Source organism: Bradyrhizobium sp. CB2312 (genome assembly GCF_029714425.1).
GTDB lineage: Bacteria > Pseudomonadota > Alphaproteobacteria > Rhizobiales > Xanthobacteraceae > Bradyrhizobium.
Map to the genome: position 1 here is coordinate 4,468,589 of NZ_CP121668.1, position 18,202 is coordinate 4,486,790.

Annotated in this window: 14 protein-coding genes; 5 read left to right on the top strand and 9 right to left on the bottom strand. The window is 62.8% G+C overall.

The window, feature by feature from the left end; translation table 11 throughout:
* Window positions 1-57 precede the first annotated feature (57 nt).
* The gene (locus tag QA642_RS21900) at window positions 58-1,110 is read left to right on the top strand and encodes a glycosyltransferase family 2 protein (RefSeq protein ID WP_283086460.1); all 1,053 of its coding nucleotides are present in this window, start codon (window positions 58-60) and stop codon (window positions 1,108-1,110) included.
* A 91-nt stretch (window positions 1,111-1,201) separates the two neighbouring features.
* On the opposite strand, the gene QA642_RS21905 is transcribed toward QA642_RS21900, so the two are convergent.
* The 3 genes from QA642_RS21905 to QA642_RS21915 all read right to left on the bottom strand — a co-directional run bounded on the left by QA642_RS21905 (window position 1,202) and on the right by QA642_RS21915 (window position 4,006).
* Complete coding sequence (locus QA642_RS21905) at window positions 1,202-1,768, bottom strand: hypothetical protein (protein WP_283086461.1); 567 nt, start codon at window positions 1,766-1,768, stop codon at window positions 1,202-1,204.
* Window positions 1,769-1,806: 38 nt separating this feature from the next.
* Window positions 1,807-3,408 carry a hypothetical protein gene (locus QA642_RS21910; protein WP_283086462.1) on the bottom strand — a complete coding sequence of 534 codons (1,602 nt, stop codon included), beginning with the start codon at window positions 3,406-3,408 and terminating at the stop codon, window positions 1,807-1,809.
* 262 nt (window positions 3,409-3,670) lie between these two features.
* Window positions 3,671-4,006: a nuclear transport factor 2 family protein gene (locus QA642_RS21915; RefSeq protein WP_283086463.1), complete on the bottom strand. Its 336-nt coding sequence runs from the start codon at window positions 4,004-4,006 to the stop codon at window positions 3,671-3,673.
* A gap of 153 nt (window positions 4,007-4,159) precedes the next feature.
* On the opposite strand from QA642_RS21915, the gene QA642_RS21920 reads away from it, so the two are divergent.
* The gene (locus QA642_RS21920; protein ID WP_283086464.1) at window positions 4,160-8,584 is read left to right on the top strand and encodes a LuxR C-terminal-related transcriptional regulator; all 4,425 of its coding nucleotides are present in this window, start codon (window positions 4,160-4,162) and stop codon (window positions 8,582-8,584) included.
* Between the two features lie 87 nt (window positions 8,585-8,671).
* Here QA642_RS21920 and QA642_RS21925 read toward each other — a convergent pair whose 3' ends face one another.
* From QA642_RS21925 to QA642_RS21935, 3 genes are all read right to left on the bottom strand, one after another.
* A complete protein-coding gene (locus QA642_RS21925) occupies window positions 8,672-9,679 on the bottom strand; it encodes a class I SAM-dependent methyltransferase (RefSeq protein ID WP_283086465.1) in 1,008 nt (335 codons plus the stop codon).
* A gap of 119 nt (window positions 9,680-9,798) precedes the next feature.
* Window positions 9,799-11,034, bottom strand: coding sequence for an acyltransferase (locus QA642_RS21930; protein ID WP_283086466.1), 1,236 nt, complete (start codon window positions 11,032-11,034; stop codon window positions 9,799-9,801).
* 1,424 nt (window positions 11,035-12,458) lie between these two features.
* On the bottom strand, window positions 12,459-12,740 hold the full coding sequence (locus QA642_RS21935; RefSeq protein ID WP_283086467.1) for a hypothetical protein: 282 nt from the start codon (window positions 12,738-12,740) through the stop codon (window positions 12,459-12,461).
* A 157-nt stretch (window positions 12,741-12,897) separates the two neighbouring features.
* Between QA642_RS21935 and QA642_RS21940 the strand changes: the two genes are divergently transcribed.
* The 3 genes from QA642_RS21940 to QA642_RS21950 all read left to right on the top strand — a co-directional run bounded on the left by QA642_RS21940 (window position 12,898) and on the right by QA642_RS21950 (window position 15,923).
* The gene (locus QA642_RS21940; protein WP_283086468.1) at window positions 12,898-14,289 is read left to right on the top strand and encodes an ammonium transporter; all 1,392 of its coding nucleotides are present in this window, start codon (window positions 12,898-12,900) and stop codon (window positions 14,287-14,289) included.
* A 190-nt stretch (window positions 14,290-14,479) separates the two neighbouring features.
* The gene (locus tag QA642_RS21945) at window positions 14,480-14,824 is read left to right on the top strand and encodes a hypothetical protein (RefSeq protein WP_283086469.1); all 345 of its coding nucleotides are present in this window, start codon (window positions 14,480-14,482) and stop codon (window positions 14,822-14,824) included.
* 109 nt (window positions 14,825-14,933) lie between these two features.
* Entirely contained in the window at window positions 14,934-15,923 is a 990-nt protein-coding gene (locus QA642_RS21950; protein WP_283086470.1) for a DUF6745 domain-containing protein, read from the top strand.
* A 3-nt stretch (window positions 15,924-15,926) separates the two neighbouring features.
* On the opposite strand, the gene QA642_RS21955 is transcribed toward QA642_RS21950, so the two are convergent.
* The 3 genes from QA642_RS21955 to QA642_RS21965 all read right to left on the bottom strand — a co-directional run bounded on the left by QA642_RS21955 (window position 15,927) and on the right by QA642_RS21965 (window position 18,175).
* Window positions 15,927-16,457, bottom strand: coding sequence for a hypothetical protein (locus QA642_RS21955; protein ID WP_283086471.1), 531 nt, complete (start codon window positions 16,455-16,457; stop codon window positions 15,927-15,929).
* Window positions 16,458-16,557: 100 nt separating this feature from the next.
* Window positions 16,558-16,725, bottom strand: a complete 168-nt coding sequence (rpmG, locus tag QA642_RS21960; protein ID WP_007603295.1) for a 50S ribosomal protein L33 — start codon at window positions 16,723-16,725, stop codon at window positions 16,558-16,560.
* Between the two features lie 124 nt (window positions 16,726-16,849).
* The gene (locus QA642_RS21965) at window positions 16,850-18,175 is read right to left on the bottom strand and encodes an LLM class flavin-dependent oxidoreductase (protein WP_283086472.1); all 1,326 of its coding nucleotides are present in this window, start codon (window positions 18,173-18,175) and stop codon (window positions 16,850-16,852) included.
* Between the last annotated feature and the right edge of the window lie 27 nt (window positions 18,176-18,202).

The following is an 18,202-nucleotide window of genomic DNA, read 5'->3' on the forward strand; positions in this document are numbered from 1 at the left end:
CGGGGTCAGTGCGAGAACGTCCATCATGCCTGCGGACAGGCAAAGCGGGAGGCGAGGATGAGTGTTTCAGCAGCCGCTTCGATGAATGAGGTACCGTTCAATGGATCACTGCAGGCCGATCGATACGGAAGCCGCCCGGGTTCGGAACTCCGCCCCTTCATTTCGATCGCGCTACCAACGTTCCGCCGCCCAGACACGCTGCGCCGTGCGGTCGAAAGTGTGCTGCAGCAGGATTTCGCCAATTGGGAGTTGGTGATCAGCGATGACGAAGGGCTGGGCGGCGAAAGTTCGCACGTCTTGTCGAAATATGCGCGCAGGGAACCCCGCATCAGACCGATCGAGAACCGCCGAGGCCGTGGTCAGGTCGAGAACACGAACAACGCGATGCTTGCGTGCCGCGGTCAGTGGATCAAACCGCTGCATGACGACGACTGGCTCGCGCCAGGGGCGCTCCGGACTTTCGTGAGACTTGCGACAGCTTACCCGGCGGTGGCATTCATGACCTCCACAAGCCATCTGGTTCAGGACGAGGGCATCAGGTACCGGCGAGGAACCCAGATTTTCCACTATTCGGGTCAGGAGTGCCTGGCGGACCTCTATTTGGCGGGCAAGACGCGGATACTTGGGATCGTCCCGTCGACACTGTTGGTCAACAGCAAGGTCGTCAAAGCCGGCTGCCTGATGCGAAACTATCGGTCGATAAGTTGGGGGGTGGACCAACTGTTCTTCATCGATCTGGCCTGTCACGGCGATATGGTGGCGATCGACGATGGTCTTATCTTCTACGACATGACCGACCATGCCAGCATCACGGCGACCGGATCGTTCGCCCAGATCGACCAGGAGACGATCGATCTCAAGCACCTCATCTGGAGCCTTTTGCAAGATAAGAGGGGACTGCCGGATCCCGAAACGATGGTGCGCGCGCTGCGGGTTGCTCGACTGCGCGGACGGATCGGTCGTCAGCCGATCAGCGCAACGATCCGCGATGCATTTCAAATCCTGCGCCCGTCGGTTCTGCGGGCTGCCAACAAGGCCAGACGAGCATGGGCGCGCGCGCCCGCTGCGACCACCTTCGTCCTTTCCTGCGGCAACGCCATGATGATCTGAGGCGTGCGGACTTCGGCGCGGGTAAAACGCGATCGAACGCGGCTGGCTCGTCGGGCGGCGCGTGACCGGCACCATTCCGAATGGCTCCGGGTTATAACCCCAGCGCGACCTCGGCCCATTTCAACATGCGCTCGCTATTGAGGAACGCCAGCACCGCCGGCTCCAGTGACGCCGGCGCGCCCGGCCCAACCAGGGCCGTCGCGGACACCATGTCGCAGCGCTGATTGAAGGCGAGCGAGAGCGCGGTGTTACGATTTCCGTCGATGCGATAGGCTCGGCTGCGGCCGCGCATCGGGCCGACGATGATCTCTCGGCCGGCCCCGGTCGGCGTTGCCTTGCCGATCAGCACCAGGTCGCCCATCTGCTCGAGGTCGCCATCGTCGGCGACGCCGGTGGTGCAGTTGCAAAAGCCGAGCTTGGCGCGAACGTAGAGCTGGACCTCTCCGCCGCAATTATCGGCCTTGCAGCGGAACGCCTTGCCTTTGCCCCAGGGATCTGCGGCGAAAGGCCAGTCGGTTTCCGTCCACACCGGGCGGATCTCACCCGATGCTGCCGTTGCGCGTGCCGGTTCGCCGGATCGCGAGATCCAGACCGCCGCGGCTGCGCAGAGCAGTAGGGTGGCTGCGCTGATCGCGACGAATTTGCTTGTCAGGCGCATGGAAGCTGCCGAGGCACTCTTGCTAATTGCGACCCGTGCTAATTCTGGGCCATGAACTTTCGAGCGGCCGCGAGGTCCTCCCGCGAGGAGTCGCCATTTTGCGCCATGTCGACGACTTTCGCGTAGTACTGGCGTGCCTTCACGGAATCACCCGCTTTCTCGGCGGCGTGAGCGGCGCCGATCGTCGCGCCAAAGCGGTTCGGCTCCTTGCGCATGGTGCTTTCGAACGCGGCCAATGCCTCCATCGCCATGCCGCGCTCGAGCAGCATGGTTCCGTAGAGCTCGCGTGCCGGGGCGAGCGGTCCCGGGGTCACGATGGATTTTTCGGTCTTGTCTTCGGCATCGGCGGCAAGCCGCATCGCCTCCAACGCGTCCGCCTGTTTTCCCTGGGCGTTGAGCTGCCAGGCCGTGGCGACCTGCCGCTGAATGTCGACGATCTCGGCCCAATAGGCGTCCTTGTCCTGCTGCAGCTTGTCCCGCAGCTCAGTCAGCTTGGCGATGTCCGCCGTCGCTGCGTCAGCATTGCCGGAGCGCGCCGCGCCAAGGGCGCGGGCGAAATAGGTGATCGCATCGACATAGGCAAACCGGCTCGGCTCGACCTTCAGCGCGGCAGCGCCCTGCCAATCGCCGCGCTCGACCATGTAGCGCGCCTGGCTCGCCGCTATCGCGTAGGGACCGGCGCGGACCGCCGGCGCATAGCCCGTGGTCGCAACCATGTCTGCGATGACGTCGCGGGCTCGGCTGTCCTGCGCAAGCTGGAGCAGGGCGTAGACCATGTAGTCGTCGGCATGCAGCTGCTCGCTGGGATCCTTGCCCTCCTTGGCGGCCTTGGCTGAACGGCTATTGGCGTCGATGGACTCGTTCCAGTAGCCGACGCGCGTGAAGATGTGCGAGGGCATATGCAAAGCGTGCGGCGCCGCCGGCGCAATCTCGGAATAGCGCTTGGCAGCGTCGAGACCTTGCGCTGCTATCGCCGGATAGTCGTAGAGGTGGATCAGGTAATGCGCGACGCCGGGGTGCCGCGGCTGCCGCTTGAAGATCGGCTCCAGGATGGCGGCGCCCTTGAGCTGGTTGGCATAGGTCTTGTCGTTTGGTGAGGCCGTGACATTCAGCGTGATGGCGTAGGCGATCTGCGCCTCGTCATCATCGGGATAGCGCGCGGCGACGGCTTCGGTGGCCTTGAGATAGGCCTGCGCGCGCTGGCCAAACGTCGTCTTGTCGTCGCCCGAATAGAAGGCCAGCAGCGCATCGATATAGTCCCGCTCGCGGTCGCTCTTGGCGCCGATCGCCTTAGCCTTCTGCAGCGCGGCGAGGCCCTCGGTGAGGTTTTCCTTCGGCGCGGGAAAATGCGGATTGTACAGCAGGCTGAGGGCAATGCCCCAATAGGCGATCGCGCAGTCCGGATCGGCCTGCAACGTCTCCTCGAAGATCTCTTTCGCGGGCCGGTACCAGAACGAGTGCTGATAGCGCATCCCGCGGTCAAAGCGGCGCTGCGCCACCTCGTTGCATGACGTCTGGAAATGAACCTTGCCAAACTGCTCGTCGGTCCCGTCCTCCGCGCGTGCGGCAGGCGAGGCGGCGATCGAGGAGAGGGTAGCGAGAGCGAGAAGAGAGACGGTATTCAAGGCGAGCGCGCGCATCGGCCCCTCCGTTTCAGTTCCGAAAAAATTTGGTCAGATGGCGCCGATAAAGGTCGGGGCGCCGAATTAGGTAACTCTGAGATTGGCAATGGCAAATTGCGTGGTTGGAAGGATTTGCCCATTCGCGATGCGTGTCAATAGGAGGCGGGCGGATTGCGTTAGGGAAGCACGCCTGTCGGGCTCTCCGCCAGCGCGCGAAATCGCAGCCGTCGATCCGTTACGTAAGGCGGATAGCGAAGCGGGCCTGGATCACGCTGCAAGTCTAGTGCGAGGGATTGCAGCTCAGTTCCTTGATCCGACCGGCGGCGTCAAAGGCAAAAAGCGCGCTCATGACACCAGCGTTGGTGAGGTACGAGATAATGGTGCCGTCGTTGTGCGAGGGATTGAGATCGTCCAACTTGCCTGCCGGATGCTCCCGGAGGCGATCGACCCAATAGGCACGAAGTACCTCGCGGCTCGTAATGGTTCTGATGCCGCCGCAGCCGCAGCGACAATGAACCACGGCATCGTCGGCATACATGTCCAGGATCGCCTCGATATCGCCTGCGCGGTAGGCATCGAGCCAGTCAATGGCAGCCGCCATCGGGTCAAATGACATATTTTCTCGCCCAAACGCCCCCAAAGCTCGCGGTTCCAATTTAACCTTAACGCCGCTAAGCCTCTTTCTTCATTCGATTAATTGTATTTTAATATCTTGCCCGGTCTCGGCCATATGCCGAAGTACATAGATGGCCGGGCCGAGGCAGTGTCCATGTTAGACGTGTCTGCGAACCAAGGCATATTTCAGCGCAACCGTATTGTGATCGTCGATCGACAACCGATCGTTCTACAGGGGCTGAAGTCGATACTCGGAGCACAGCAGGACTTCGACGTTGTCGCATCATGCCGCGATGCGACAAGCGGTCTCGAAGCCATCAGGAATTTGACACCCGACGTCGCGCTGATTTCCGACACCCTGCCGGACCGGACGGTCACCGAGATACTGGCGATTGCGAAAGCCGAGAATGTTCCCACGCGCCTGGTGTTCTTCACCGAGGCCGAAGCCAACCACGAACTAACCGCTGCGATTGCCGCTGGTGCCTGCAGCGCAATTTCGAAATACGTCTCCCCCGACACCATGCTGCGACTGCTGCGGCTGCTGACGAGGCAAAGTGTATCGCCCGAGCATTTCGATCTCTCGCCGATCGGCAGGGAGGCTGACGGCGCCGGCAAAATTGAAACGAAGCTGGAGCTATTGACGCACCGCGAACGTCAAATCGTTCGACTGGTGTCAGAGGGAATGTCGAACAAGGAGATCGCGCGCCGGCTAAAGGTTTCACCAGGGACAGTCAAAGTACACCTGTACAATATATTTCAGAAGCTCGAGGTCACCAACAGGACGGTGCTCGCAACCCTCGCGTTGTTGAAGCATCCCTCCGGTTTCGGCACGCTCGCGCTGGCCTTTCTGGCGATCGCCATTGCGGACGAACTCAAGGCGTCGGAAGCGAACGACACGCGTCCGGATGACGACAGCATCGGCCACGCCGGGCATGAGCCCTGGAAATATGAGGCTTGGAAATATGAGCCTTGGAAAAAAGCCATTCTCCGGCACCTCGTCGTCTGGGAAGCCGGCGAGACGCACCTGCTCAGCCAGAGCGACTTTTTGGCCAAGCTGGGCCAGGTCGCGAACGCGCCGGCGGCAATGGAAGCGCTGCGCGCAGCTGAGCAATCTGCAGACTCGAAGCCGTTGAAAATCTACGGTCCTGTTGGATCGGCCACGCCTAATCTTCCTGCGCCGCTGCTGCGAGCAACCAGCGACACACAGATGGGAGGTGACCTAGGCGCGGACCATCAATTCCCCCGGCTTGCTTCCAATCCGATGTCGGTTCAGGGAGGGTATGGCACCTTCGCCACTGTCGCCGGCGCGTTGATCTACGCACTGCACGATCCACATCTCGCCGTGCAGGCGCATGAGCTGGGTCAGGCGTCGATCGACAGCGTCGTGACCGTCGCCGGAGAGAATGCGGCCACGAAACTCGCCGCGATCCCTCATGCCAACGCCAATCACGACAACGCGGCTGCGGGCCTGCCGTCGCACGATTCCCGCCTGTCTTCCGCGCATGTGACCACTGGAAACGAAAGCGTCGCTGGAGAAGGCGCTCGGATCCAAGTGAGTCACGGCGTGAGCCACGGCGCCGAGGGTGACACACTCCAGAAACCTGTTGGCCTGGCCGACGCCGGTCACGATGCCAGTGTTGGCGGATATAGCCGCGATCAACTGATGGGCGGCGGCAACGGTGACGGAAACGTTGTTCATCGCTCCCCAACCGATTCCAATTCTACATCGTCCCAATCCGCCTTCGATTTCGCTTCTGGGCCGGGCAGGATCAATCTTGCCGCTTTCGGAGCGCTTGCGTGGCTGCATATGACCGCAGCAAGCAAGTCCATACCGCCACATACCCTCGCCTGGATTTACGACGCCGCAAGCAATGAAACGATCGTCTATGTGAATCCGACCGATCGTGTCCTTGATATCGGGGATCGCAGCCTGCTGGAAATCCATCTGCAGGGGATTGTGTCCGTCGCGGAATCGGATGTCGTCGACCAGCGAGAAGGTGCACCTGTCGCCATCACCTTGGAGAAGCTCGAAGAAGCGCTGACATCGGCGAGCGCCATCGATGGGGCTGTTCTGAGCAAGGACGGTGCTGGGGCCAGCATCGAGGCGAGCGGGAGCACGCTCGGGACGGCCGGGGTTTGGGCCGTTCTTGCCGACCACGGCTTGGGGTTCCAGTTCGGGCAGACTCGGACCGGGGTGGGAGGGATGGCAAGGTCCAGAACCACCACCGGCGAGTCGGCGGACGCAAGAGAAGAGAGCCATGGTGCGTCCGGCGAACCGGTTCGCGTATCATCGATCGTGTCGGCCCATAGCGCGGCGGCTCCGGCCGTTGGAAATGTCACATCGAACAGTGGTCCGATCAATGCCGACACTGGCGTTTCGTCGGGGCCGAACGTGACCGTCCAACCGAGCGTCGCAATGGCCGACAGCGCGGACCGCGGCAACTCGCAGCACACTTCGGAGCCGGAGCCTGCAAAGGCGGCGGCCACGGAACCGACTGAAGCTGACTCCAAACCGGGCAATGGCGTCGACAATGATGCCGAACGGCATGCTGCGGATTCGGATGTTCCGACAAAGTTAGCGAAGAAGGTCAAACACGGCGACTCGGGGCACTCAAACTCTGAAAACGCGCCGGGCGCGGCCGAGAACGATCCGGGCGTCGCGAAGACCGAGAGCGCGGGCCATGGCAATTCGCTGCACGCTTCGGAGAAGGGATCTGCAAAGGCGGCGGCCACGGAATCGACTGAGGCTGGCGTCAAGCCGGGTAAGGGCGCCGAGCATCACGCTGCGGCTTCGAACGTTCCGCGAGGGTTAGCGAAGAAGGCAGACTCAAGCGGAGCCGAACACGACAAGTCGGAGCACTCAAACTCTGAAAACGCGCCGGGCGCGGCCGAGAACGATCCGGGCGTCGCGAAGACCGAGAGCGCGGGCCATGGCAATTCGCCGCACGCTTCGGAGAAGGGATCTGCAAAGGCGGCAGCCACGGAATCGACGGAGGCTGGCGTCGAGCCGGGCAAGGGCGCCGAGCATCACGCTGCGGCTTCGGACGTTCCGCGAGGGGCGGCGAAAAAGGCAGACTCAAGCGGAGCCGAACACGGCAAGTCGGGGCACTCAAATTCTGAAAACGCGCCGGGCGCGGCCGAGAACGATCCGGGCGTCGCGAAGACCGAGAGCGCGGGCCATGGCAATTCGCTGCACGCTTCGGAGAAGGGATCTGCAAAGGCGGCCGCCACGGAATCGACTGAAGCTGAATCCAAGCCGCACAACGGCGTTGGCAATGGGGCCGAGCATCACGCTGCGGCTTCGGACGTTCCGCGAGGGTTAGCGAAGAAGGCAGACTCGAGCGCTGTCGAACACGGCAACTCGGGGCACTCAAACTCCGCAAGCGCGCCGGACGCAGGCGAGAACGTCGAATTGAGCGTCGTAGCGGCCGCCAGCGCGGGCCAGGGCAACTCTGAGCACACGTCGGAGCCAGGGTCTGCAAAGGCGGCAGCGACGGAATTGCCTGAAGCTGACTTCAAGCCGGGCAACGGTGTCGGCAATGGGGCGGAGCATCCCGCTGCGGCTTCGGACGCTGCGCGAGGGGCCGCGAAGACGACAGAGCCAAGCGGAGCGGAACACGGCAACTCGGGGCACTCAAACTCCGCAAACGCGCCTGACGCAGGCGAGGTCGATCCGACCGTCGTGACGGCCGCCAGTGAGGGCCACGGCAACTCGCAGCACACGTCGGAGCCAGGGTCTGCAAACGCGCCAGCGACGGAGTCGACTGAAGCTGATTCCAAGCCGGGCAACGGCATCGGCAATGGCGCGGAGCATCACGCTGCGGCCTTGGACGCCGCGGCGACGTCAGCGGCAGTGAAGACGGCAGAACCGGTCGCCGTGGAGCACGGCAACGCGGAGCACGATCTGCACCCAACCTCCGCAAACGCACCGGAAGTAGCCGAAATCGTCGATCCGAGCGTCGCAACCGGCGGCAACGCCGGATGCGGTAACTCGCAGCACGCTTCGGAGCCTGGGCCTGCAAAGGCGGTAGCAACGGAGCCGACCGAATCCGACTTCACACCGGGGGCCGGCGTCGGCGATGAGGCCGAGCAACACGCCCCGGCTTCCGACCCTGCGAGTGCGGCAGCGGCAGTGAAGACGGAAGAACCGGTCGCCGTGGACCACGGCAATTCGGGGCACTCAACCGCCGCGAACACGCCGGAAGCAGCCGAAGTCGCCGATCCGAGCGTTGCAACCAACGGTAACGCCGAACGCGGCAACTCGCAGCACGCTGCGCAATCTGCTGCAATCGCATCTGACGACGCGCAGCCGGCCAAAGTTGCGTCCGCGACAGGCGGTGCAGATCAAGAACAGGTGTTCCGCTTCGATAGCGAGGCCGCTCCTTCCGCTCTCGTCGCGATCGTCGCGCCCAGCAAGCTTGATGACCCGCTCGATCGACACGTTCCGCCCGGTCAGCAAGCGGACCTCGAGGTGATCGCCAAAATGGTCCCTATCGCAACGGACGAACATGCGAACAACCACGGCAATAGTGGTTCGCATCACGCCATCGTACCTGCGCATCATGACCTTCTGGTTTGAATCCGGAAGATCTCTTTGAAATCAGGATCCAGTATTTCATGCGCTCAGCGCAGGTCGGTCAACGGGATGTGAAGGGGGCGGCTCACATTACGAGCCTTTATCAATCTTCACCCAGAGTGCGCTCCCCAGCTTCGATGAATTCCTGGCGGCGTATGCCCATGCCGGTAAGCGTGTTGGTGACTGCGCAAGTGCAACCAAAGCCTGCGTAATCCGCTGCGCTTTGCTCCGCGGCAGGCCACGGACGAATTCGCCCACGCTACCCGGCTTCTCCGCCTTGCATAGAAAGCTGTCTACGATGTCTTGCTGCAGGAATGTCGCGAGATTGAATGGTTCGTGCTCGCACTTGCTCAATTGCAGGCCGTGTCGTCGACAGAGGGCTTCGAACGCCGCCGTCGTCCACCGGCCGATGTGGTTTGGTGGCACGTCCAGGAGCGAGCCGTGGCGCTCCATATAGCAGGTCCGGATGTCATTGGGGACGGCGATGAAGACCGAGCCTTGCGGCTTTAGAAGATATTTCAATCGAGCGAAAACGTCATCCACTCGGTCCATGTGCTCGAAGACTTGAAACATGAAGATCATGTCGAAGGCTCCCTTCAGGGAGTCGAAAGCAGCGTCTCGCAGATCGACCGAAAAGGTCTTGTAGCCTTTCGACTGCAATGCGAGGAGTGCTGTCTGGTTGTAGTCCAGGGCATGGATGTCGGGCGTGTGGAACAACCTGTCCCTGACGAGATCGAGAAAATACCCAAACCCGGCACCGACATCGATGATGGTTTTTCCGGCAGTCGTCATGCCGTTGAGCTCTTCGATCGTCCTTGCATACTCCCATTTCGTGGTTGGATAGGAGGGATGCGGCGCGGCCAGATTATAGAAGTCAGCGCCACCCGCGACGAACGGATCTGCAAAGCCGAATCCACAATCGCTGCATCTACGGACATCGCATGTGCTACGACCCCAGAGACTTGACAGGTAATGCGTCAATTCCCGGGAGCGAGCTGGATACTGGCGCGGATTGACGAAGGATCGAGAGGCCTGATCTGCAGTCACTTCGAACAATTTCGCAGTTGATGCATGACCACATGCGGGGCAGGTGCTCATCTGCTGGTCTCTCTTAGGTGTTTGGCCTAGATTGGTCCGGTCCCACTTGTTCCGTCATCATTCAAATGAAGGCCGCCAAGGGGGTGATCAATCCCGCACGGGCGGTGTGGGGCGGACGCTTATCGCGGCCACGACGCCATCACGTTCGCCTTCACGGGGACGGGCAGGGGAAGGCGCAGCCCGCGGGCCAACGTCGGGCGGCTGGAGGCGGGTTGCCTTTGGGGCAGCCTGCCGAAATGCGCGAGCGTTTGCATCAGCGCGCCTCTGACGGCCGGCTCGATCTTCGCGCAGATGAACCAGCAAACCAGGACCAGCATGCCCAGCGCGATCCATACGGCCGTAGTGGCATCCAGGCCGGCCGCGACCAAGGCGCGAATGATCGCCGAGCCTATGACGTTATGGGTGAGATAGAGCGGATAGGTGATCAGTCCGAGCGTTCTCAGATAAGCCGGTGCTTCCGGGGAAGTGGTGCCCGCAAAGCGCCTGCTCCGGTTCGCGGCTCGGGCAATCAGGAGCACCGCGGCCGCCCAGACCATGATCGGCACAAGGGCTGATTGATCCGCGATGGCGGGGATGGACGTCAGGAAGAAGGAGGCGAAGAAGTAGATTTCCACGGCGCCCGACAGACAGGTGACTGCAACGGCGATCTGTTCGTGCGCCGTCAATTGCCTGTTCGCGGACATGAACAGCCAGATCCCCAGCGCAAAGAAGCAGCCGTGGGTCAACAGGAATGCTGCGCACGGCACCCGAAACATCAGAATGACCAGATAGGGCAGCTCGGACGGTGTCGTGCATGACAGCACGAGCAGCGCGACGGCGTTGAACACTGCGCTGTAGATGGTGAGACCGAAGGCGAGGTGCCGCAGGGTGATCCTCTTCGTGAGCATCGCGCAAAACACGAGGCCATAAAACGCCGTCTCGGCGGCCAGCGTCCAATAGACCTCGTCAAGCCATTGACCCGTGACGCCCTTCGGTACCATCAGCATGGCATGGATGTAACGCAGGATGAATTCGGACGCCGGTCCGCTCCCGAACAGAAGCAGGACGAGGAAGGTCGCGGTGGCGCAGACCCAGACCGCCGGATAAAGCCGGAGCGCGCGACCAAGCAGAAACGCGCCCGGCGTAGACTGGCTCGCGGAATTCGCGATGACGAAGCCGGAGATGACGAAGAAGATCTCGACACCGACCCAGCCGAACCATGTGAAGGGCGCGGCAGACGGGTACAACACATCGGCGGCGACGGTACGCTCGAAACCGGGGACGCCGATCGAAGCCCAGGCCCAGGACCAGAACATCTGGTGAAAAATAGCAACTCCGAGCGCGGCTGCGAAGCGCAGCGGATCCAGCAGGGGCAAATGGCTTTTCACGGGAATGGACCAGGTTCATGCAACAATCCCGCTGGAGATATTGAATCCCCTCACGACGCTCTTTGAGGTGGGTCACACTTGGTCGGCCGGCGCTGCTGTTGCTGAACCGACCGTCGCAGTCACTCGCTCCAGTATCAGAGCCGGCACGGGGGCGCACGGCCGCAAGCGTCCGCTGAGGATGTTCGGCGGACGCCGGGCTGCCTTGTCGTGATCAAGCCTGCGAGAGGCTTGGACTAGCGACGTCCCGGACGCTTGAGGTCGGCGACCTTGAACCTGTTGCCGGCCTGCAGGCTGCTGCAAAACCAGTGGGCTCTGTTGCGAAACTCGCCCAGGAACACCTTCGTCTCGACGCAATTCTCGTAGGATGTATGAGTGATGGTGTCTCGGCACGTTGGCGAGAAAGGCCCATAGTTCAGACCGCCGCCCGACTCGCTGCATCCAATCCAGGGCTCTTTGCCGTGTGGGAAGCTTGATGCACAGCCACCGTTGCAGCTGCTGGCGCGTGCCTCGAGGCCGGCAATCCTCCCCATCACCGAACCCGGCGCATAGGAAGGCGTCCGTGTGCCTGAAGACGACGTTTGAGCGGTCGACGCAGTCCGGCGCGATGATGCCCCGGTCGTTGCCGCTCGCTCCTGTCTATGCGGCCTTGCCGTCTGCTTCGGCGCATCGACCGTCACAGAAGGAAGAGTGGCGGCGGAGCCTGTTGGGATTTGCGATGCTGCCGGAGCGCACAGCAAGACGGTTGACAAGGCAGCGACGGTTGAAGGCACGACAAGGCTTGATGAAAATCTCATGACCATGTCCTTCCAAATCCGGGACGGAATGCCCTCCCGGTAAGTGCACGGTAACATACATTTGAGGCTGAGCAATCAGGGGTTGAGGAGATGCCTGGTGATAAACGCGCCATCGGCACAGCCGAGAGAAACGCTGACGCACTCAAAGCAGCCGCGAAGTTTGCGTTCGGCGAAAGGTCTCTGCAGGCCTTCATTGCGAAGAGCGCTTGCGACGAAGCGATCCAGAGTCGTTCCGCAGGAGGCACCCCGGATTGCTTTGCGGAGCCTGTCATCGGGCCGCGCTTTGCGTGGGCCCGGTGGCTCGCAATGACGGCGCGGAGAAAGGGTGGCGGATGAATTCAGTCTCGCGTGCTCCGGACGAAGCGCAGCGCTTCTTCAGCGGTGCGTTGCAGAGCCAGAGAGAGGCAAAATAAAACGGGGCCCGAAGGGGCCCCGCAAAAAGTCTTCAGCGTCCGCGATCTTACTTGATCTTGGCTTCGCGGAATTCGACGTGCTTGCGCGCGACCATCGGCTGCCAGGGCCAGCGTTGGCCGACACCAGGGCCCAAGTTCAACTGAAAGAGAGCCTGGGGGAGGTGGGGGCGCACGGCCGGCATCGTGCAGATCGCATCTGCGCTGATCAGGCCGACAGCGCCGCCGCTGTTGCGAACGATGTAGGCATCGTCAGCATCTGCTCATTCATTGGGCGAGACGCTGCTGTATGAAGCAGCACGCATCGGGCTTGTGGCAAAGCGGCAAATGGAAATCGCAGCGCGTTCAGCGGGGTGATTGAAATCGCGTCGATGGCGCAAATCTTGCATGTTTTTGACCAGGAATTGGAATCGTCTTTGACGCTTTCCGATCTGGTGACAAGGGAAAGGCCGATAAGCCATGAGGCTGGTCGCCGCCAGTCTCCAGCCATCGACGCTCGACGACCTCATCGCGCCGAGTCCTGATCATTGTGTCCCAAAAATCCGAGCTGATCACGCTAGCGCGTCGCGCCGGCGCAAACGTTCATCTCGACGGTTCCAGTCAAAGCCACGGCCGGAAGACATCTCTTGCGACTTGGGAGGATGGTGATGGAATCAAAAGCATCGACGCGCCAAAGGCTGCTGACGCTGGCGGTCGCGTTGCTCGGAATGGCACTTTTCTACCTCGTCCTCAGCGACGTTGCCTTGGCGGAGGATGCGGGCCCGCCGGCCTGCGGCGGCAAGATCCTCGAGAAGTGCACGCCCAATCCCGGCGACACCGCCTGGATGCTCACCTCCGTCGCGCTGGTGCTGATGATGACGGTGCCGGGGCTCGGGTTGTTCTATGGCGGCATGGTGCGCAAGAAGAACGTCGGCGACACCGTGATGACGAGCTTTGCGGTGACCTGCCTGGTCACGATCCTGTTCGCGATCCTGACCTACAGCCTGGCATTCCGCGCCGGCACGCCGTTCGTCGGGGGGCTGGACCGCATGTTCCTGAGGGACATTCTTAGCGACATCGGCAAGGGTGGGATCGGCAATCCCAATCCGCTTGCGGCGACGATTCCCGAAAGCGTCTACATCTGCTTCCAGATGACGTTTGCGATCATCACGCCGGCGCTGATCGCAGGCGCCTTCGCCGAGCGGATGAAGTTCTCCGCGATGCTCTGGTTCATCGGCCTGTGGGCGATCTTCGTCTATGCGCCGGTCGCGCATTGGGTCTGGGGCCCCGACGGAATCTTCGCTTCCGGCAATGACGCCGCCTGGGTCAAGGTGCTGGATTTCGCGGGCGGGACCGTCGTGCATATCAATGCCGGCGTGGCGGGCCTGATGTGCGCCATCATGCTCGGCAGGCGCAAGGAGACGGGACCGGCCCACAACATGGTGCTGACCTTCATCGGCGCCTCGCTGCTCTGGGTCGGCTGGTTCGGCTTCAACGCAGGCTCCGCGGTGACGGCAGGCATGCAGGCCGGCATGGCGATGCTGGTGACGCAGATCGCAACGGCGGTCGCCGGCTTCACGTGGATGCTCGTGGAGTGGTCGCTCAAGGGCAAGCCGACGGTCGTCGGCATCTGCTCGGGTGCGGTCGCGGGCCTCGTCGCCATCACGCCGGCGTCCGGTTTCGTCAGCCCGGTGGGGGCCTTCGTGATCGGGATCGCGGCCGGTGTCCTCTGCTACTGGGGATGCACCGGGCTGAAGGCCATGTTCAGCTATGACGATGCGCTCGACTGCTTCGGTGTGCACGCCGTCGGCGGCATCGTCGGCGCATTGCTTACCGGCATCTTCGCCGTCGAGCAATATGGCGGCACCGCGGGCGCGCTGGAGGGAAACCCGATCCAGTTCGTCAACCAGTGCATCGGCGTCGCCACGGTCTTTGTCTATGACGCCGTCGTCAGCCTGATCATCCTGTACGTGGTCAAGCTGTTCGTCGGCTTGCGGGTATCGGAGGATATGGAGCGCGACGGTCTGGACCTCGCACTGCATGGCGAGGTCGTGCACTAGAGCATGATCCGGAAAAGTGTGCAGCGGTTTTCCCTCGCGACAAACGCGGAACGCGTTTGCTCGGAGATCATGCTCAAAGCGCGATGACGATTCATCCCAATCTCATCGCGCTTTAGACCGTCGATAACGATGTTGAACCAACCCGGCCATCCGCGGTTCGCACGGATGCGCCGGCAAGGGAGAAGGCACGATGACCGAGATCTTTGCGCAAGGTGACCTGCTGATCGAGCGGGTGTCCGATGTCGCGCCATCGGGAACGCTCACGGAGACCGCCGAAGGTGTGCCGCTGGTCCTGCTGGAGGGCGAGGCCACCGGACATTGTCATGCCATCCGCGAGCGCGTGACACTGTTTCGCGACGACGATCTGGCGCGTGACATTCCGGCCGGGCTCTATCTCGGGCATCTCCTGATCGCCTCGGCCTATGCGCGGGTGACGCATCAGGAGCATGCGCCGTTGACGCTGCTGCGCGGGACCTATCGGGTGCGCCGCCAGCGTGAGCTCGGGCCGCGAGATGCGCGCGTCCTCGCCGACTGAGCAGGCGCTGTCTGTCGGGCAGACGGCGGCGTTGGGCGATTACCGTGCGCGGTGGAGAGCGGTCCGACGCTCGACCGCGCCTGCCGATCGCGACGCCGCGGAGCAGGGCGTGCGGCTGGCCTATCGTGCCGCGGGGCTGGCGTCGCCGGCCCGCATCGTCTGGTGCGACGGTCCGCAGGCGCTGGCCGGGCTTGCCGTGTCGCGCGATGACGGCCGCAATGTGCGCTTTCAGCTCGTCGATCGGCTTCGCCGTCAAATCGTTTCGCAAATCGAGGCGCGGATTCACCGGAAGGTGCTTGCCGCGGTCGACAGCGCAGTCAATCCCGCCGACACGCTGGTCACTGCTGCGGCCGAGGCGGTGATACGGAACGTGCCGGAGCAGAACCTGTCCGTGCTGGGCCAGCTGCGCCGAACCGGTCTGTCGCTCGCCGGCGTGCTGCAGGCGCTCACCGCCCCGCGGAGCTTTTCGAGCTGCGCGGCGGGGTCGCACGATCTGTCGTGGCTGGGTGCGTACGACTATCTCCGCGAGGTCCTCGGTTTGCACGCCGAGGCCGAGCCGCTGCGCGGCCTGATGCAACTCGCGACGAGCGCGGGCTGGCTGCTGCCGCACGAGCACAGCTGCTGGCTCGCGGAGCGACCGAACATGCTATGCGCTGATGCACGCGATCGGCTACATCACGCCAGCGGTCCGGCGCTGCGTTATCCCGACGGCTGGTCGATCTGGGCCTGGCGCGGGGTCGAGGTGCCCCGCTGGATCATCGAGCAGCAGGACCGGATCACGCTCGCTGCGATCGACGACCAGATCGACGTCCAGGTCCGCCGCTGCATGATCGAGATCATGACGCCGGCGCGATACGTCGCGCTCGGCGGCGCCACGCGCGTGGCCGAGGACGAGACCGGAATCCTGTGGCGCCGCAACTGGCTCGCTGCGGACGCCTGGGCCGCCGTGGAGGTCGTCAACGCCACGCCCGAGCCGGACGGCGCGCGCAGGCATTTCTTCCTCCAGGTGCCGGCCAATCTGCACACGCCGCGCGAAGCGGTCGCATGGACTTACGGCATGAGGGCAGAGGCCTATACGCACCTCGTGCAGCGGACGTGAGGCTCAGCTGCGGTAGTAGCGCCACATCCGCAGGAAGGTGCGATGGATCGTGTCCGGCGGCTGATCGAACGGCTCGACATTGATCCGCACCATGTTGGTGTGGCTCATTCGCCAGGGCAGGCGCATCAGCCAGCGCCAAGACGGCTGCTTGCGCCAGTCGGCCACGAGCGCGCTGGTGAGCGGCGCGTTCAGCACGATCTGGAGTTCATGCACCGTCATGGCGCGCTCGGCGATCTCGACAAGATCGATGCGCTCGATGGCGCGCCACCGGATCAGGCCGAAGGCCTGGACGAAGATGCCGTACTGGTTCGCGCCGATCGTGGGCCGGCCGGTCTCGAGCAGTGGAATGTTGTAGTAGGTGAACCCGGCCGCGAGCGCCGCGAGCACAAGCCAGTAGAATGCACCGGTGAGAAACGCGGCCGTGCAGAAGATCGCGGCCAGCGCCGCCGTGACGTAGACCGGGAAATAGACATCGTCGCGGCCATAAGCGACCGAGTAGCCACCGACATGTTCCTCGTTCAGGGCTGCGATCATGGACGCGAAGGCTACGACCATCGACCGCAAATAAAAACGGCCGCAAATAAAAACGGGGCCGTGAGGCCCCGTCAAAAGTCTTTCAGCTTATTCCGCGATCTTACTTGATCTTGGCTTCGCGGAATTCGACGTGCTTGCGCGCGACCGGGTCGTACTTCTTCTTGACCAGCTTGTCGGTCATGGTGCGCGAATTCTTCTTGGCGACGTAGTAGAAGCCGGTGTCAGCCGAAGACACGAGCTTGACCTTGATGGTGACCGCTTTGGCCATGTTCTGAACCTCAGAAAATTGGGGAATCTGGAGCCGGCCAAACGGCCCGCGTTGGCCGGCAACGTAGCCAGAAACCGCCTGATGTCAAGGTTTTACACCTGGAAAACCACTCAAATCGGGCCCATTAAGCCTCGAAGAAGCGGTTTTTCGGCCGGGGCAGGCCCAGATTCTCCCTCAAAGTGGCCCCTTCATACTCTTTCCGGAAAATCCCGCGGCGCTGGAGCTCCGGGACCACCTTGTCGACGAAATCGTCGAGGCCGGCGGGCAGGAACGGGAACATGATGTTGAAGCCGTCGGAGCCGCGCCCGACCAGCCATTCCTCCATCTGGTCGGCAATGGTTTTCGCCGTGCCGACGAACGACAGCCCGCCATAGCCGCCGACGCGCTGGGCGAGCTGGCGCACGGTGAGCTTGTCGCGAGCGGCGAGATCGACCATGCGCTGACGGCCGCTCTTGCTGGCATTGGTCTCGGGGATCTCGGGGAGGGGGCCATCGGGATCGAAGCCGGAGGCGTCGGTGCCGAGGATGACCGAGAGCGAAGCGATGGCGCTGTCGTAATGCACGCGGCTGTCGAGCAGCGCGCGCTTCTCCTTGGCTTCATCGACGCTGTCGCCGACCACGACGAAGGCGCCGGGCAGGATCTTGAGGTGCTCGGGGTCGCGGCCGACCTTCTCCATGCGGCCCTTGATGTCCGCATAGAGCTTCTGTCCGTCGGCGAGGCTGCTGCCGCCGGTGAACACGGCTTCGGCGGTTTCGGCCGCGAGCTGCTTGCCGTCTTCCGACGCGCCGGCCTGCACGATCACCGGCCAGCCCTGCACGGGGCGGGCGATGTTGAGGGGACCACGGACCTTCAGATATTTGCCGTTGTGGTCGAGCGTGTGCATCTTTGCGGGATCGAAGAACAGGCCGGATTCCACATCGCGCACGAAGGCATCGTCGGCGAAGGAATCCCAGAGGCCCGTGACGACGTCGTAGAACTCGCGGGCGCGCTTGTAGCGCTCGGCGTGCTCCATGTGGTCGTCGAGGCCGAAATTCAGCGCCGCGTCCGGGTTCGAGGTGGTGACGATGTTCCAGCCGGCGCGGCCGCCGCTGAGATGGTCGAGCGAGGCGAAGCGGCGCGCGACATGATAGGGCTCGTCAAACGTGGTCGAGCCGGTCGCGATCAGGCCGATCCGCTCGGTGACGGCAGAGAGCGCCGACAGCAGCGTGAACGGCTCGAACGAGGTCACGGTGTGGCTGCGCTTGAGCGCGTTGATCGGCATGTTCAAGACGGCCAAGTGATCGGCCATGAAAAAGGCGTCGAACTTGCCGGCCTCGAGCTTTTGGATCAGCGTCTTGATGTGGCCGAAATTGAAATTGGCGTCGGGCCAGGCTCCGGGATAGCGCCAGGCGCCGGTGTGGATGCTGATCGGGCGCATGAACGCGCCAAGCTTGAGTTGCCGTTGTGCCATCGCCCCGTATCCGTTCTGGGTGTCGTT

What these genes read in the sequence shown, in the direction of transcription:
- rpmG (WP_007603295.1), bottom strand. Translation starts at nt 16,725, where the DNA reads ATGGCCAAAGCGGTCACCATCAAGGTCAAGCTCGTGTCTTCGGCTGAC.
- QA642_RS21940 (WP_283086468.1), top strand. Translation starts at nt 12,898, where the DNA reads ATGGAATCAAAAGCATCGACGCGCCAAAGGCTGCTGACGCTGGCGGTC.
- QA642_RS21935 (WP_283086467.1), bottom strand. Translation starts at nt 12,740, where the DNA reads ATGGCTGGAGACTGGCGGCGACCAGCCTCATGGCTTATCGGCCTTTCC.
- QA642_RS21925 (WP_283086465.1), bottom strand. Translation starts at nt 9,679, where the DNA reads ATGAGCACCTGCCCCGCATGTGGTCATGCATCAACTGCGAAATTGTTC.
- QA642_RS21905 (WP_283086461.1), bottom strand. Translation starts at nt 1,768, where the DNA reads ATGCGCCTGACAAGCAAATTCGTCGCGATCAGCGCAGCCACCCTACTG.
- QA642_RS21920 (WP_283086464.1), top strand. Translation starts at nt 4,160, where the DNA reads ATGTTAGACGTGTCTGCGAACCAAGGCATATTTCAGCGCAACCGTATT.
- QA642_RS21910 (WP_283086462.1), bottom strand. Translation starts at nt 3,408, where the DNA reads ATGCGCGCGCTCGCCTTGAATACCGTCTCTCTTCTCGCTCTCGCTACC.
- QA642_RS21915 (WP_283086463.1), bottom strand. Translation starts at nt 4,006, where the DNA reads ATGTCATTTGACCCGATGGCGGCTGCCATTGACTGGCTCGATGCCTAC.
- QA642_RS21955 (WP_283086471.1), bottom strand. Translation starts at nt 16,457, where the DNA reads ATGATCGCAGCCCTGAACGAGGAACATGTCGGTGGCTACTCGGTCGCT.
- QA642_RS21900 (WP_283086460.1), top strand. Translation starts at nt 58, where the DNA reads ATGAGTGTTTCAGCAGCCGCTTCGATGAATGAGGTACCGTTCAATGGA.
- QA642_RS21965 (WP_283086472.1), bottom strand. Translation starts at nt 18,175, where the DNA reads ATGGCACAACGGCAACTCAAGCTTGGCGCGTTCATGCGCCCGATCAGC.
- QA642_RS21945 (WP_283086469.1), top strand. Translation starts at nt 14,480, where the DNA reads ATGACCGAGATCTTTGCGCAAGGTGACCTGCTGATCGAGCGGGTGTCC.